The sequence below is a fragment of the Actinoplanes sp. NPDC019969 genome, from assembly GCF_055562375.1.
On record NZ_JBVHFK010000006.1, the window covers coordinates 443918 to 459564 of the forward strand.

Annotated in this window: 13 protein-coding genes; 6 read left to right on the forward strand and 7 right to left on the reverse strand. The window is 73.4% G+C overall.

What is annotated here, in order from left to right; translation table 11 throughout:
* Nucleotides 1–72: 72 nt before the first annotated feature.
* Together eccD and eccB are read left to right on the forward strand one after the other, a co-directional pair.
* Entirely contained in the window at nucleotides 73–1482 is a 1410-nt protein-coding gene (gene eccD / locus ACZ3II_RS20750; RefSeq protein WP_465519296.1) for a type VII secretion integral membrane protein EccD, read from the forward strand.
* 6 nt (nucleotides 1483–1488) lie between these two features.
* Nucleotides 1489–2841, forward strand: a complete 1353-nt coding sequence (gene eccB / locus ACZ3II_RS20755) for a type VII secretion protein EccB (protein ID WP_465519297.1) — start codon at nucleotides 1489–1491, stop codon at nucleotides 2839–2841.
* Nucleotides 2842–3007: 166 nt separating this feature from the next.
* On the opposite strand, the gene ACZ3II_RS20760 is transcribed toward eccB, so the two are convergent.
* The 3 genes from ACZ3II_RS20760 to ACZ3II_RS20770 form a co-directional block, all read right to left on the reverse strand.
* Complete coding sequence (locus ACZ3II_RS20760) at nucleotides 3008–4204, reverse strand: S8 family serine peptidase (RefSeq protein WP_465519298.1); 1197 nt, start codon at nucleotides 4202–4204, stop codon at nucleotides 3008–3010.
* Between the two features lie 181 nt (nucleotides 4205–4385).
* Complete coding sequence (locus ACZ3II_RS20765) at nucleotides 4386–4670, reverse strand: WXG100 family type VII secretion target (protein ID WP_465519299.1); 285 nt, start codon at nucleotides 4668–4670, stop codon at nucleotides 4386–4388.
* Between the two features lie 41 nt (nucleotides 4671–4711).
* A complete protein-coding gene (locus ACZ3II_RS20770) occupies nucleotides 4712–5053 on the reverse strand; it encodes a WXG100 family type VII secretion target (RefSeq protein ID WP_465519300.1) in 342 nt (113 codons plus the stop codon).
* Nucleotides 5054–5292: 239 nt separating this feature from the next.
* Between ACZ3II_RS20770 and ACZ3II_RS20775 the strand changes: the two genes are divergently transcribed.
* Together ACZ3II_RS20775 and ACZ3II_RS20780 are read left to right on the forward strand one after the other, a co-directional pair.
* A complete protein-coding gene (locus ACZ3II_RS20775; protein ID WP_465519301.1) occupies nucleotides 5293–6297 on the forward strand; it encodes a hypothetical protein in 1005 nt (334 codons plus the stop codon).
* 5 nt (nucleotides 6298–6302) lie between these two features.
* Complete coding sequence (locus tag ACZ3II_RS20780) at nucleotides 6303–8489, forward strand: ATP synthase subunit B family protein (protein ID WP_465519302.1); 2187 nt, start codon at nucleotides 6303–6305, stop codon at nucleotides 8487–8489.
* 48 nt (nucleotides 8490–8537) lie between these two features.
* On the opposite strand, the gene ACZ3II_RS20785 is transcribed toward ACZ3II_RS20780, so the two are convergent.
* The gene (locus ACZ3II_RS20785; RefSeq protein ID WP_465519303.1) at nucleotides 8538–8921 is read right to left on the reverse strand and encodes an RDD family protein; all 384 of its coding nucleotides are present in this window, start codon (nucleotides 8919–8921) and stop codon (nucleotides 8538–8540) included.
* 191 nt (nucleotides 8922–9112) lie between these two features.
* Between ACZ3II_RS20785 and glnA the strand changes: the two genes are divergently transcribed.
* The gene (gene glnA / locus ACZ3II_RS20790; protein ID WP_465519304.1) at nucleotides 9113–10537 is read left to right on the forward strand and encodes a type I glutamate--ammonia ligase; all 1425 of its coding nucleotides are present in this window, start codon (nucleotides 9113–9115) and stop codon (nucleotides 10535–10537) included.
* 67 nt (nucleotides 10538–10604) lie between these two features.
* On the opposite strand, the gene ACZ3II_RS20795 is transcribed toward glnA, so the two are convergent.
* Together ACZ3II_RS20795 and ACZ3II_RS20800 are read right to left on the reverse strand one after the other, a co-directional pair.
* The gene (locus ACZ3II_RS20795) at nucleotides 10605–10994 is read right to left on the reverse strand and encodes a hypothetical protein (protein ID WP_465519305.1); all 390 of its coding nucleotides are present in this window, start codon (nucleotides 10992–10994) and stop codon (nucleotides 10605–10607) included.
* A 34-nt stretch (nucleotides 10995–11028) separates the two neighbouring features.
* Nucleotides 11029–11685, reverse strand: a complete 657-nt coding sequence (locus tag ACZ3II_RS20800) for an ElyC/SanA/YdcF family protein (protein WP_465519306.1) — start codon at nucleotides 11683–11685, stop codon at nucleotides 11029–11031.
* An 86-nt stretch (nucleotides 11686–11771) separates the two neighbouring features.
* On the opposite strand from ACZ3II_RS20800, the gene ACZ3II_RS20805 reads away from it, so the two are divergent.
* Nucleotides 11772–14807, forward strand: a complete 3036-nt coding sequence (locus tag ACZ3II_RS20805; protein ID WP_465519307.1) for a BTAD domain-containing putative transcriptional regulator — start codon at nucleotides 11772–11774, stop codon at nucleotides 14805–14807.
* Nucleotides 14808–14893: 86 nt separating this feature from the next.
* Here the strand turns inward: ACZ3II_RS20805 and ACZ3II_RS20810 are convergent, their stop codons facing one another.
* Nucleotides 14894–15646, reverse strand: coding sequence for an ABC transporter permease (locus ACZ3II_RS20810; protein ID WP_465519308.1), 753 nt, complete (start codon nucleotides 15644–15646; stop codon nucleotides 14894–14896).
* Between the last annotated feature and the right edge of the window lies 1 nt (nucleotide 15647).

Sequence of the window (15647 nt, forward strand, 5' to 3'; positions counted from 1 at the left end):
ACGTAGCGACGCCCATCCTAGCGTTCATCCGTGAGCGTGAATGGATCTTCCGGACGCGCTACGTTGTCCTCTGTGAGCGCACCCGCAGCGAGCGGGCCCTCCCTGGCCCGGGTCACCATCGCGGCCCCGACCCGCCGCCTCGACCTCGCCCTGCCCGACAACATGCTGGTCGCCGAGCTGCTGCCGCACCTGCTGCGGCACGCCGAGGGCGCCCTGGGCGAGCCGTCGGAGCGTTACGGCGGCTGGGTCCTGCGGCACGCCACCGGCACCGTCCTGGAGCCGGGGAAGAACCTGGCGGCCCAGGGCGTGCGCGACGGCGCCCTGCTGCATCTCAACCCGGCCCGGGAGGACTGGCCCGAGCTGGCGTACGACGACGTGGTCGAGGTGATCGCCGGCGGCTCCCGGCGGGCCGCCCGGTCGTGGAGTCCCGCCGCGACCCGGCGCTGCGGTCTCGCCGTCACCGCCGCCGCGCTGTTGCTGGGCCTGGCCGGGCTGGCCGCCACCGGCCCGGCGTGGGTGCTGCCCGGCGCGTTCGCGCTCGGGGTGGCGCTCGCCCTGGCGGTCCTCGGCATCCTGCTCTCCCGCGCGTTCGGCGACGCGGGCGCCGGCGCGGTGGTGGCCGCGGCCGGCCTGCCCTGGGCGTTCCTCGGCGGCGCCTGGCTGCTCACCCCGGACGCGGCCGGCCCGCTCGACGTCGGCGTCGCCGGCCTGGTCCTCGGTTCGTCCACCCTGCTGCTGGTCAGCGTGATCGGGCACGCCGGGGTGGCAGGCCTGACCCGGCTCTTCGTGGCCGGCATCGCGGCCGGGCTGACCGGTCTGCTCGCGGCGATGCTCGCGCTGGCCGGCATGTCCCCGGCGGGCGCCGCCGCCGTCGCGCTGACCGCCGCGATCGGGCTGCTCCCGGCCTACCCGGTGCTGGCCGGCTGGATCGGGCGGCTGCCGTTCCCGCAGCTGCCGAACCGGGCGGAGGAGATCCTCAAGGACGAGAAACTGCCCCGCCGCGAGGACGTGTTCGCCGCCGTGGTGCGGGCCTCCGAGGTGCTCACCGGGTTCATCCTGTCCGCGGCGATCTGCAGCGTGGTGGCGATGATCTGGCTGGCCCGCACCGACCCGACGACGTCCACGGTGCTCCTGATGATCGCCGCGGTCGCCGCGCTGCTGCTGCGGGCCCGGCTGCTGCCCACCCCGCAGCAGCGGGTGCCGCTGCTGACCGCCGGCCTGCTCGGGCTGGCCGGCCTGGGGATCGGCCCGGCGCTCGCCGCCGACCGGTCCGGGCTGGCCTTGATCGCGGTCGCCGCGGTGATCGTCGCGGTGGCCCTGCCCACGGCGCTGATCTACAGCCGCCGGCCGCCGTCGCCGTACCTGGGCCGGGCCGCCGACATCCTGGACATCGTCGCGATCATGGCGCTGATCCCGCTGGCCTGCGCGGTGATCGGGGTCTTCGACGACATCCGCGGCCTGTTCGCGTCGATCGGCGGGTGACCGGCGATGATCTCCCGGCGCGATCAGCTCCAGTCGTACCAGTTCATGAACCAGCGGGTGATCTCCGCGCTCGTCATGCGCGAGACCGACCCGGCCCAGTCGCCGCTGCGACGCGGCATCGGCGCGCTGTTCGGCGGCCTCATGATCGCCGTGCTGGTCGCCGCCGGGTTCGGCGTCTACGGCCTGCTCACCCGCACCGGCGCCAACCAGTGGCAGCAGGAGGGCGCCGTGGTGGTCGAGCGGGAATCCGGCGCCAGCTTCGTCTACCGGGGGAAACGCCTCCTGCCCGCGCTCAACTTCGCCTCCGCGAAACTCGCCGCCGGCCGCCCGAACCCGCCGGTCTACCGGATCGCCGCGAAATCGCTCACCGGCACCCCGCGCGGCAACGTCATCGGCATCGCCGGCGCACCCGCCTCCCTGCCCGAACCGGCCCGCCAGCTTCGCCTGCCGTGGACGATGTGCGCGGTCCCCGGCAACGACCCGCAGGCCGTCCTGGTCGTCGGCGGGAAAGGCCCGGCCGGCAAGCCCCTGGACGCGAGCGCCCTCGTGGTCGACGACGATCCGGAGACGTCAGGCACCCACCTGATCTGGCAGGGCCGCAAGCACCCCATCCCGCAGACCGCGGCCTTCAACGCCCTGTTCGGCCAGAACCGCCGGCCGGTCCCGGTCGCGCCCGCCTGGCTCGACACCCTCCCGGCCGGCGCCGACATCACCGCCGTCCCGGTCGCCGGAGCGGGCGACGAGTCCGGCGCGGTCCCCGGCTTCGACAACGGCGACATCCTGGTCAGCCGGCCAGCCAGCGGCGCCGAGTTCCACATCGTCCTGAACGACGGCGTCGCCAGCATCACCGAGCTGCAGCAGGCCATCGAGACCGGGGTGTCCGGCGAGCGGCCGAAGGAGATCTCCCTCAACGACCTGGGCCGCCTCCCGGTCAGCCGGGCCCTCGGCGACGCGGCCGGGCCCGCGAAGGTTCCCCCACTGGAGAACGCCACCGCCACCGACGCCGTCTGCGCGGTCACCGCCGACGCCGGCGCGCCACCGAAGGTCGGCGTCGCCGCGGGCGCCGCCGGATCGTTCGGCGCGGCCATCCCCACCCCCGGCAACAACGGTGGCGGCCGCGCCCTCGCCAGTTCCGTCCAGGTCGGCGCCGGCGGATTCGCCCTGGTCCGGGTCCCCGGCTCGGGCACCCTGGTACTGGTCACCGACGTCGCCCTGGCCCACCCGCTCTCCGGTGAGGCCGCCGCGCAGGCGCTCGGTTACGACCCGGCCGCCGCCACCGGAGTGCCGACCGCCCTGATCAACGCGATCCCGGAGGGGGTCACCCTGGACCCGCGCCTCGCTGTCCAGGCCGCCGACTAACCCCTTCCGCCGTACGCCGCCCCCACCGATCCCGCCCGTCCCGTGCCCCGGCGCGCACGGTCCGCGCTGACCCGAACCCCAGCGCGGCCCCGGCCGTTCCCCGGCTGGTCGTCACGGCTGTCTCCCGGCCGCCGAGACAGCCCTGACAACCAGCCAGGGGTTGGGGTCAGTGCAGCATCACCGGGGGTGTGGGTTCGAGGGGCTCGGGTGGGGTCGGCAGGCGGGGTGGGAGGCCGGGGCGCCATTTGCGGCGGCGGCTGCGGCGGAACGCGGCGGCGACCAGGAGCAGGACGAGCACCAGGACGGCGGTGATCGCGGCGGCGTTCATGGCGATGACCCGGCGCTGGAACTCGGCGGCGTCCATCGCGGGCGCGGCGGCCGGCACGCCGGGGAGCACGCGGGGTTCGGTGCCGACCATGCGGGAGGTGAGGGCGGCGTACGGGCTGACCACACCGGCTCCGAACGCCGGGTCGGCCGGGGCGGGGCTCGCGGTGGCCGCCAGGAGCCGGGTGACCTGCGCCGGGGTGGCCCCGGGGTACCGTGCGCGGACCAGGGCGGCCGACGCGCCGACGAATCCGGCGGCGATCGCGGTGCCGCCGGTCAGCACCAGCCCGCGACCGGTCTGCGTGGACGGGACGTCGACTCCGGGCGCTACCAGGTCGACGAAGCCGCCCGGGCGGGATCCGGCCATGATCCGGCCGTCCGGGCCGATCGCGCCGACACCGATGACGCCGTCGTAGGCCGCGGGGTACGGCGTACGCCGCGCCTTCTCGTCCCGCTCCACCTCGCCGACCGCCGCGACCACGACCGTGCCCGCGGCGACCGCGTCCGCGACCGCCGTTTCCAACGCTCGCTGGCCGGTGTAGACGGGTACGGTCACCACCACGACGGCGGCGCCGTTCTGCGCCGCGGTACGGATGCCCTGCGCGAGGGACCCGGGCGTCGGCTCGGATCCGGCCGGGTCGTCCGGCATCACGCGGATCGGCAGCACCCGTGCGCCGGGCGCGATCCCGGCGACCTCGCCGGCCGCCCGGCCGTTGATCACTCCGGCCACCTGGGTGCCCGCGCCGGTGCAGTCGGTGTCGGCCCGGCCGGTGCCGGCCACGTCGGCGCCCGCCGCGACCCGCCCGCCGAGCAGCGGCTGGCCGGCGTCGACACCGGTGGAGAGGACGGCCACGAGGACGCCCGCGCCGTTCTCGATCGGGCCGATGTCGCGGGCCTGGAGCATGGTCCGCGGCCAGGACACGCGGACCTCCGCCTCGCCCGGTTCGGCGCAGTTCTGCCCGGGCGCGGCGGCTGCCACCCGAGCGGCCCCTGCCGGAGCAGCGACTGCCGGAACGGCGGCGAGGGTGCCGGCCGTCACGGCGGAAATGATGATCGGGAGCCCTTTTCGCGACCATTCGGAGATCGTCGCGCGGCGTTTCACGCCCGTCTCGGGCTGCTGGCGGAATTGCGATGGAACGGCCATTCCCCCGTACCTTTCAAAAGTACGCGGATCAGCCGCCGGTGGGACTGCCGGCGGCCGATCCTCCGCGGCCGGGTCGTCACATGTTCGAGGCGATCTGCGCGTCGACCTGCTGCATCCGGTCGGCGGAGGCGCCCAGCTTCACACCGACGCTGGCGAGGGCCTGCTTGATCTCGGTGGCGCCCTGGTTCCACTTCTGCCGGGCCTCGTCGCAGGCGGTGCCCGCGGCGCCGGTCCAGTCCTGCGCGAAGAGCTGGGTGAACGCGGTGTACAGGTCGTTGAGCTGCTGGTCCATGTCGCCCTGGAACTTGTTGATGCTGGCCGAGGCCTCGTTGATCTGGCCGAAGTTGTACGTGATGTTCATGGTCTCTGCTCTCTCCGATCCGGGTTCTCGTCGGGGCCTGGTCAGCCGCGAAGGGCGTTCATGACGGCGGTGTCGCCACCACCGGCGGCGGCGTTGCGCAGGTTCGTGGCGGCTTCCTCGTCGTTGACCCCGTAGGTCTGCGAGGCGGCGGACATCTTGCCGCCGAGCTCGGCCAGCGCCTGCATGATCTTGTTCAGGCCGTCGTTGAGCTGCGCGGAGACGTCCTGCAGCGCGTTGTTCGCGGTACCGGCGAAGGCGCCGCCGCTGAGGCCCTGGATCTGGCCGAGCAGCTGGTTCATCCCGCTGGAGATGTTCTGCCCGGTGTCGGCGCAGCGGTTGGCCATCGCGGTGAGCTGTTCCTGAGTGGCATGGACCTGACCCATGCCCGGCGTTCCTGCCACGATCTTCTCCCCGATTCATCGGTCGGCGATCCGGTTCCGGGCCGCCAGTGGGTTATGCCTATCCGTACGCCACTCCCCCGTACTCGGTTCGAGACTTTTTCAAATAATCTCGTCGAACCCGATCCGGGGAGCGCGCGTACTCTCCTCTGTCAGCCGCTTTCGCGATCAACAATTATCTTGATCAATAGCGGGGCGGAGAGAAGGGAATCCCGGGAGGCGTGATGGGCGCGAGCAATCCCTATCCGGACGCCGGCAGCGCGGGCGCACCGTGGTTGGACGGCACCATCCCGGTCGACATCGACCTGGAGGGGTTGCGGGACTACGCGACCCGGCTGGCGAGCCACCAGAACGAGATCACCTCCCGGGCCGGCTACCTGGCGCCGCTGAGCACGATCCCGGACGCCGCGTTCCAGGGCGAGATCCTGGGCGAGGCCGACGCGGTCCGGACCGGGCTGATCGCCAACGCCGGCGAGATGTCCATCTACCTGCAGAAGCTCGCCGAGTCGGTGGGCAACATCGCGAACGCGGCGCGGGTCGTGGCGGACAGCTACGGCAGCAGCGACGCGATGGCGGCGGCCTCGCTCAACGACGTCCTGTTCGCGTTCGGCGACAAGAGCGCGCCGCGCCCGGCCGGGCTGCCCGAGGGCGTCGGACGGACCTTCCAGGAGCAGCAGGCGGCCACCGGGCCGGTGCCGCCGCCCGCGAACAGCCCGCTGTGGCAGCCGGCCTCGTCGACACGGATCTCGGCGTACCAGACCCTGGAGACGGCGACCGGCCCGAACGGCGAGCGGCGGGACGTGCTGACGTTCAGCCCGCCCGGCGGCCCGGTCACGACCACCACGACGGTGTACGACAGCAAGGGCGAGAAGGTCGCGTCGGTCACCGGCCGCGCGACGACCCGGCAGGTCGACAACGTGGAGATCACCGTCGAGGACACGTTCGGCCCCGACGGCAGGCAGATCGGCACCACCGAGACCCGGACCAGGTTCGACGAGGACCAGCGGGTCGAGGGGCGCAGCACCGACGTCCGGGACGCGGACGGCAACACCGTGCACCGGACGACCGAGTTCACCGACTCGGACTCGGCCGAGCGGATCACGGTCACCGAGGAACGTGACGAGAAGGGGCGGATCGTGGTGACGAACCGGGTCAACAGCGGGGTCGCGACCGCCGGGCAGGACCATGTCGGCCCGTCCATCGCCGACCCGTACCGGGTGGAGGGCTGATCGTCATGGCCGACCACTTCGGCGCGACCGCCGACCGCAACTACGGGTACACCCCACAGACCGGGCAGACGCGGTACGCCGAGTACCCGTCGTCGACCACGCCGTTCACCGGGGCGCCCGGACCGGGCAACCCGGCCACCATCGAGCAGATCAGCCAGCGGATCCGGAACATGCACCCGGAGCAGATCGCCACGCTCGCCGACCAGTGGCAGAACGCCTGGCAGCTGCTGCTGGACGTCCGGGACTTCGTGCTGAACCAGAGCATCGTGCTGCGCAACGAGACCTGGAAGTCGCCTGCCGCCCGGGACGCCTTCCTCCGGAAGGGACCCGGCGAGACCCTGGTCTACCTGGACGAGTGGATGGACGCGGCGCAGCGCAACATCGTCGCGCTCCGGCACCTGAGCGACGTCTCGGCCGAGGCACGTGACCAGATGGAGCTGCTGCTGCGGGACTACCGGCAGGAACTGGCCGGGGCGCAGGACATCGGCTTCGGCGAGAACCTCAAGGCGGTCTTCACCGAGCGCGACGGCTGGGACGACGCAGCCCAGGCGAAACGGGAGGAGGACGTCTCCGCTGTCGAGCGGAAGTACCGGGAGGAGGCGCAGGCGCTGGCGCAGCACTACGGCAACCAGTACTTCGACTACCTCGGCATGATCAGCAACGGGGCCGGTCCGCCGGTGCAGCCGTTGAACGCGGTGCTCAGCCAGCCCGCGGCGGTTCCCGGGACGGGCGGGCCCGGTGGTCCCGTGTTCGGGCCCGGATCGACCGCTCCGGGATCCCCGCCGCCGCTGGGCGAGGTCCAGCCGGGCACCCCTCCGCCGCAGGGGCTGCTGCCGCCGGGCATCAATCCGCCCGGTGTCCTGCCGCCCGGTGTCCAGCCGCCGAATGCCGTACCTCCGGGAACTCTTCCGCCCGGTGTGACGCCGCCCGGGGCCGTGCCGCCGGGCGTCGCGCCGCCGCTGCCCCAGCCGGGTGGCAACGGCGTGCTGCCGCCCGCGGTCCTGCCGCCGGGAACGCTTCCGCCCGGTGCTCTCCCGCCGGGAACCCTGCCTCCCGGAACCCTGCCGCCGGGCGCTCTGCCGCCCGGCACCCTTCCGCCGGGGAAGCTGCCGCCCGGCGGGACCCCGATCTTCCCGCCCGGCGGTGTACGGCCGGGGCTGCCGCCGCAGATCCCCCGGCCCGGCGGCGGGCCGAGCGTCGCGATTCCGCCCGGCAACCTGCCGGGACGGACCATCCGGCGGCCGGCCGTCCCGAGCGTGCCGATCGTGCCTCCGGGCGGGCGGCAGATCAACCGGCCCGTCTTCGTCCCGCCGCCCGGCAGCCGTCCCGGGCGCACCACGCCCGGCGTCACCCCGCCGCCGCCCGGCGCCCAGCGGCCCGGCCGCACCACGCCCGGCATCACCACGCCCGGCATCACCCCGCCGATCCCGCCCGGCGGGCGCCCCGGGGACCGCAGGCGCACGCAGCCGCCGGGCGTCACCCCGCCGGGGCAGGCCGGACGTCCCGGCCGCGGCGCCCCGGGAACGACCCCGCCGGGGCAGGCCGGACGTCCCGGCGGTACCCCGGGAGTGACCCCGCCGCCGCCCGGCGCCGGACGGCGCGGGGAACGGCCCGGCGCCAGACCCGGCAAGCCGGGCGGGACGGACACGTTCCGGCGGCCGCCCGGGTCGGCTGCTCCGCCCGTACTGAAAAATCCCGTCGAGGACCGCAACATCCGGCCGGGCAGTGCCGCGGAGGTCCGTCAGACGCCCGCCGCGCAGCGGCCCGGCGGCACCGCGCCACCGGTGCTGAACCGCCCGGCCTCGCCCACCGCTCCCCCGCCCTGGAAACCGCATCGCACGGCGGCACGCGGCGGCGCGGCCTGGTCGGACCTGTTCGGCGCCGACGAGGCCCGGCGGCGCGGTGGCTCCGGGGTCATCGACGCGCCGGAACCGGCCCGGCCGGACAGCGGGCCGTGGGGCCTGCGCAGCCGGGCGGCCACACCGGACGCTCCCGCCGCGCCGAACCGGCCTGGCACGGTCTCGCCGGAGCTGGGCAAACGCCGGGGCGGCGGGGAGCCGATCCCGGTACGCGAGGAGCACGAGCTGGTCACCGACGAGCAGGCGTTCGGGGTACGCACCCCGGGCGGTGGCGTGGTGACCGGCCGCGGTGACGAGCCGCCGGAGCCGGAGATCCGCCGGGCCTTCCGCTGAGTCCCGCGTGTGGATTTCGGGCGCGTATGACGGCCGAAATCCACACGCTCAGGACTGGGGGACCGCGACCACGATCGAGCCGGCAGCGCGGTCGTGCAGGCCCCGGCCCTGGCTGTTCAGGATGATCGCGGGGACGAAGAGAGCCAGCAGGACGGCGCGGATCAGTCCGCGGAACAGGCCTATCACGCCACCGTCGGGGTAAGAGGCACAGCGGACACGGCACAGTCGCATGCCCGGCGTCTGCCCGAACAGTCCGAGGAAGAAGGTGTTCGCCACGATCAGCACGACGACGGCCGGCCAGGGGGTGGCCGTCGGGCTGGCGTAGAGACTGGCGACGAGCACGAAGAGGATCTGGTCGATCACGATCGCACCCAGGCGCGGGCCCAGGCCGGCAGGCTCCAGGGCGGTCGTCTCGTTCACTGAAGCAGCCACGCCTTACGAGCGTACGCGATAGGGTTTTTCTGATCGGCTCGCGCTGTCGCCGTGCCTGCTGAACGCACTACGTAACACGGCGGAAACAATAGGGATACGCCGGGGCAACTCCGGACCCATAACGTCGCGACCAGCCCTGCCAGGTGGCGGCCCATGCCGCCCGGTATCGGAAAACTGTGCCAGGAGGACGTGTGTTCGCCAATCCCGAGGAACTCCTGCGATACCTCAAAGACGAGGACGTCAAGTTCGTCGACGTACGTTTCTGTGACCTCCCGGGTGTGATGCAGCACTTCAACATCCCGGTCGAGTCGTTCGACGACAGTGTTGCCACCGACGGCCTCGCCTTCGACGGATCCTCGATCCGCGGCTTCCAGGCCATCCACGAGTCCGACATGCTGCTCCTGCCGGACGTCGCGACCGCCTTCATCGACCCGTTCCGGATCCAGAAGACGCTCGCCCTGAACTTCTTCATCCACGACCCGTTCACCCGCGAGGCGTACTCGCGCGACCCGCGGAACGTGGCCAAGAAGGCCGAGGCCTACCTCGCCTCCAGCGGCATCGCCGACACCGCCTACTTCGGCGCCGAGGCGGAGTTCTACATCTTCGACTCGATCCGCCACGAGACCTCCGCCCACCAGGCGTTCTACTACATCGACTCGATCGAGGGCGCCTGGAACAGCGGCCGCGAGGAGCCGGGCGGCAACCGCGGCTACAAGACCGCCTTCAAGGGCGGCTACTTCCCGGTGTCCCCGGTCGATCACTACGCCGACCTGCGGGACGCCATGGTGCGCCGCCTCGTCGACACCGGCTTCACCGTCGAGCGCTCGCACCACGAGGTCGGCACCGCCGGCCAGGGCGAGATCAACTACAAGTTCTCGACGCTGCTGCACGCCGGCGACCAGATGCAGCTGTTCAAGTACATCATCAAGAACACCGCCTGGGAGCACGGCAAGACGGCGACGTTCATGCCGAAGCCGCTCTTCGGTGACAACGGCTCCGGCATGCACACCCACCAGAGCCTGTGGCTCGGCGGCGAGCCGCTGTTCTACGACGAGACCGGGTACGCCGGCCTGTCCGACATGGCCCGCTGGTACATCGGCGGCCTGCTCCACCACGCGCCGTCGCTGCTCGCGTTCACCAACCCGACCGTCAACTCGTACCGGCGTCTCGTGCCCGGTTACGAGGCCCCGGTCAACCTGGTGTACTCGCAGCGCAACCGGTCCGCCTGCACCCGCATCCCGGTGACCGGCAGCAACCCGAAGGCCAAGCGCGTCGAGTTCCGCGTCCCGGACCCGTCGTCGAACCCGTACCTGGCGTTCTCCGCCCAGATGATGGCGGGCCTCGACGGCATCAAGAACAAGATCGAGCCCCCGGCGCCGATCGACAAGGACCTGTACGACCTGCCGCCGGAGGAGTGGGGCAACGTCAAGCAGGTGCCGGGTTCCCTCGACGCGGTGCTCAACTCGCTCGAGGCCGACCACGAGTTCCTCACCGCCGGTGGCGTCTTCACCGACGACCTGATCTCGACGTGGATCGACTACAAGCGCACCAACGAGATCGACCCGGTCCGGCTCCGCCCGACCCCGCACGAGTTCGAGATGTACTACAACGTCTGACGCTCGCGCCTGACGACGACGGCGGTCATGCCCGGCTCCGGCCGGGGATGACCGCCGTCTCGTGTGTCTACCAGTCGCGCCACTGGTCGGTCAGCTCGGCGGGATCCAGGCCGCGCCGGCCGGTCAGGGCCTCGACGTCGACGCCCGCCCCGGTCAGGACCTCGTCGATGTACTCGCACAGCTCCTCGCGGATCGTCGTCTCGATCTCGCCGCTGTCCGCCTCGTTGAGCCCCACGACCACACGCTCGACCGCGGCCCACACCTCCGCGTCGCTGCCCGGATCGAGCCGGGCGACGTCCCGCTCGTAGGCCGCCAGGACGGCGTCGACTCGGGCGAGGAAGTCCTCCGGCCACCAAGCGGCCGCGTACGCCTCGCCGGGCGGCAGTTTCCCGGCCGCCACGGCAGCCTCCTGCTCGGCCGTCTCACGTCGCCACCGGCCGGTCGGTCGTTCGATCATGGACGGAGCCTAGCGATCCGGAGGCTCGTGCCGGCTAGTGGTAGGAGCGCTTGCCGAGGCGCTGGGCGGCGCCCCACAGGAACTCCGAGCGGCGGGTCGCCGTGGCGATCGCGGCGGCCGGGTCGGCGGGGAGGGATGCGCTGATCAGCCGGCTGACCGGGGCGGCCAGGGGGTTCTCCCGGGCGGCGCCGGCGGTGGGGACGACCACACCGAGGTACGGGCGGCGCAGCGTACGCGGGGCCACGGTGGACAGGATGCGGCGCAGGTGGCCGCGCTGGGCGACGACGGCGACCGGGCGGTCGTCGCCGAAGTGGCCCTCGTGTTCGGCGCGGAGCAGGTTGGTGACGGTGTCGACGGAGTGCCGTTCGACGCGGATGACGGTGGGGTCGGCGCCGGCGGCCATCAGGTAGGAGCGCATCAGGTCGGCCTCCGGGACGCCGCGGAACGTCTCACCGGGCGCGTCGAGGGCGGTCCAGTCGGCGCCCTTGCCGTCCACCGGCGACTTGTAGCCGGAGCAGACGATCAGCCCGCGGCCCAGGTGCTCGTGCACGGCGAGCGCGGTCCGGCAGCGGTCGGCGCCGCCCGGGGTGAGGCCGACGGCGTCGGGGTCGCGGCCGTGTCCGGGGATCAGGACGTGCGCGACCTGGGCCAGCATCAGGCCCGGTGTCCCGTCCAGCACCTCGAACTCCACGGTGATCAGTCTGCCAGCGCCCCGGAGCGACCGGCGGGCGGAGATGGCGGTCACCATCGGAGCGGCTCGGGCGGGAGAATCGACGGGTGGAGATCGCGGTGCTCGGGGCGGTGGAGGTACGGGATGGGGACGGGGTGCTGCTGCCCGTGGCGGGGGCGCGGCTGCGCACCCTCGTGGTCCTGTTCGCTCTGGAGGCGGGCCGCACCGTGGCCGCCGGCCGGCTGATCGACGGGATCTGGGGTGCGGAGCCGCCGGCCGGCGCCGGGAACGCCCTGCAGGCGCTGGTGTCGCGGTTGCGGCGGGCCGCGCCGGGCCTGGTCGTGGAAGCGACGGCGACCGGATACCGGCTGGTGATCGAGCCGGATCGGGTGGACGCGCACCGGTTCGCCCGGCTGGCGGTGGAGGATCCGGCGAAGGCGCTCGCCCTGTGGCGCGGGGAGCTGGAGTTCCCGGATGTCGCCCGGCCCGAGGCTGCCCGGCTGGAGACGACGAGATCGGCGGCGCTTCGGCAATGGCTGGCCGGGGAGATGGCGCACCGGGATGTGGTTCCGGAGCTGGAGGCGCTGGTCGCGGCGCATCCGCTGGACGAGCCGCTGGCGGTGCTGCTGGTCCGGGCGCTGCGCCGGGCGGGGAACCGGGGGCGGGCGCTGGAGGTGTTCGAGGAGACGCGGCGGCGGCTCGCGGACCGGCTGGGGGTGGATCCGTCAGCGGAGCTGGCGGCACTGCATCTGGATCTTCTGCGGGAGCAGCACGGGGTGGGGAACCTGCCGGCCGAGATGAGCAGCTTCGTGGGCCGGGACGACGCGGTGCGGGCGGTGTGCGCGCTGCTCACGGCACATCGGCTGGTCACCCTGACCGGCCCGGGCGGGAGCGGCAAGACGAGGCTGTCGGTCGAGGTCGGCGCCCGGCTGACGGGTTCGGCGTGGCTGGTGGAGCTGGCTCCGGTACGGGACCCAGCCGAGCTCCCGCAAGCCGTGCTCACCGCCCTGGGCCTGCGGGGCCGGGTGATGCTGAGCGGTCCGGCGGTGGAGACGCCGGCCCGGCTGCGGGAGGCGGTGGCGGGCCGGGAGCTGCTGCTGATCCTGGACAACTGTGAGCATCTCGTGGAGGCGGCCGCGGAGGTCGCCGACGTGCTGCTGCGGGCCGCGCCGGGTCTGCGGGTGCTGGTGACGAGCCGGGAGCCGCTGGGGTTGCCGGGTGAGCGGCTGTTCCCGGTGGAGCCGCTGGGCCTGCCGCCGGCCGACGCGGACCCGGGCACGGCGGGGCGGGCGGCGGCGGTGCGCCTGCTGCTGGACCGGGCGTCCGGGTTGACGCTGACCCCGGGCAACACCGGTGCGGTGGTACGGATCTGCCGCGCCCTGGACGGCATCCCCCTCGCGATCGAGCTGGCGGCGGCCCGGCTGCGTACCCTCCCGGTCGAGGTTCTGGCCGACCGTCTCGCGGACCGGTTCCGGCTGCTGACCGGCGGCAGCCGGGCCGCGCTCCCCCGGCACCGGACGCTGCGCGCGGTGGTCGACTGGAGCTGGGATCTGCTGTCGGAGCCGGAGCAGCGGCTGTGGCGGCGGCTGGCGCTGCTGCCCGGCGGCGCGGACGTGACCGCGGTGGAGCGGATCTGCGGCCCCGACCTGGATCCGCTGGGTTCGCTGGTGGACAAGTCGTTGCTGGTGCTGGGCCCGGACGGGCGGTACCGGATGCTGGAGACGATCCGGGAGTACGGCCTGGAGCGCCTCAGCGGCACGGAGGAGACCGAGGACGCGCGCCGGGCGATCGCCGCGTATCTGCTCGACGTGGCGCGGACGGCGGGCCCGCATCTGCGCGGCCCGGATCAGCTGCTCTGGCTACGCCGGCTCGGCGACGAGCACGACAACCTGCACGCCTCGATCCGGGCCGCCGTCGGCGCGGGTGACCGGGCGACGGCGGTCGCGCTGGGCGCCGCTCTGGGCTGGTACTGGTGGTTGCGCGGGCACCGGGCGGAGGGCACCGCGTTGTACCGGGACATGCTCGCCATGCCGGGCGAGGCGGAACGGTCCGATCTGGCGCTGGCGTACGCGTACACCGCCCTCAACGGTTTCGAGGGTCTGATGAGCCTGCCCGAGATCCAGGAGTCCCTGCGGCGGGCCGAGGAGCTGGGCGCCGCCGACCGGTCCGCCCATCCGGTGCTGCGGCTGCTGCCGACCCTGGTGACGCTCGCCTCCGGGGACCGGGGCGCGGACGGGTTCGGCGGCGCCGAGGGCCTGCTGGACGACCCGGACCCGTGGCTGCGCGCGGTCGCCCACATGTTCATCGCGCACATCCGCCTGAACTTCGGCGAGCAGACCGGCGACGTGCAGGCCGGCCTGCTGACGGCGCTGGACGGTTTCCGGGCGACCGGCGAACGCTGGGGCACCGGTTTCACGCTGACCGCGCTGGCGGACCTGGCCGCGGCCGAGGGGGACTTCGCCCGTGCGGTGATCTGGCAGCGGGAGTCGCTGGCGCTGGCCGAGGAGGTGGGCACCCGGGAGGAGGTGCCGCAGCTCACCGTCAAGCTGGCGCATCAGCTGTGGATGGCCGGGGACACGGCCGAGGCACGCCGGGTGCTGGCGCGGGCCGAGGAGTACGCCGCCGGCCCGGCCGCCGCCGCCGAGACGCTCGCGGCGGTCCGGCACGGGCAGGCCACCCTGGCCCTGGCCGAGGGCCGCTGGGCCGAGGCCCACGAGCTGGCCGCCGAGGCGTTACGGCTGGTCGGGGACGTGCCGGTGGCGCCGCAGTTCCGGGCGCTGGCCTGCAGCACCGCCGCGCTGGCCGAGGGCGGCGCCGGTGACCTGGCGCGGGCGGCGGCGCTGCACCGGGAGGCGTTGCTGATTGCGGAGGGGACGAAGGATTCGCCGGTGATCGGGGCGGTGCTGGCGGCGACAGCGGATCTGGCGATGCGTCGGGGCGATCCGGCGCGGGCCGCGTTCCTGCTGGGCGCCGCCGACGCCGTACGCGGCACCCGCGACCGTTCCGACCCGCACGCCGACCGGGTGGAACGCGCCGCCCGGAGCGCGCTGGGCGACACGGCGTTCGCGGCCGCCTACGCCGGGGCCGCCGGCGTCACCATGAGCACGGCGCTCTCCACCTGTGTGGAGTTCGGGCCGGCATGACGCCCGAACTCCACACACCAGAAGTCAGACGCATCGTGTGGAGTTCGGGCTCGTATGACGGCCGAACTCCACACGCTGGGAAGGGTCTAGACGCGGCGGCGGAAGGCCCGGACCGAGAGCGGGGCGAAGATCAGCAGGAGTCCCGCCGACCAGGCCAGTGACCAGGTGACCGGCCCGGCGACCGGCCCGCCGCTGAGCAGCCCGCGGACCGCGTCGGCGAGCAGCGTGGTCGGGTTGACCTCGGCGAACGCCTGCAGCCAGCCGGGCATGGTCGCCGGGTCGACGAAGGCCCCGCTGGCCATGGTGATCGGGAAGTACAGCACGAACCCGAGGATCTGCACCTTCTCCGGGCTGCTGACCAGCATCGCCACCAGCACCGACGTCCAGGCGAGCGCGACCGCGAAGATGAGCAGCAGGCCGATGGCGGCGAGGGTGGCGGCCGGTCCGGTCTCGATCCGGAAGCCGAGGATCATGCCGATGACCAGCAGCAGCACGATCGCCCAGGCCTGTTTGACGACGTCGGCGGCGATCCGGCCGGCCAGCGGGGAGAACCGGCTGATCGGCAGGGACCGCAGCCGGTCGAAGACGCCCTTGGTGATGTCGGTGTTGAGGCCGATGCCGGTGTTCATGGTGGCGAACATCAGGTTCTGCACGATGATGCCGGGCAGGGCGAAGACGAGGTACTCGGCGGGGCTGCCGGCCATCGCGCCGCCGAAGACGTACGTGAACAGCAGCAGGAACATGATCGGCTGGATGCTGAAATCGATCAGCTCGAACGGGTTGTGCTTGATCTGCACGAGGGTCCGCCAGGCCAGGGTGGCGGTGTTCCGCAAGGGCATG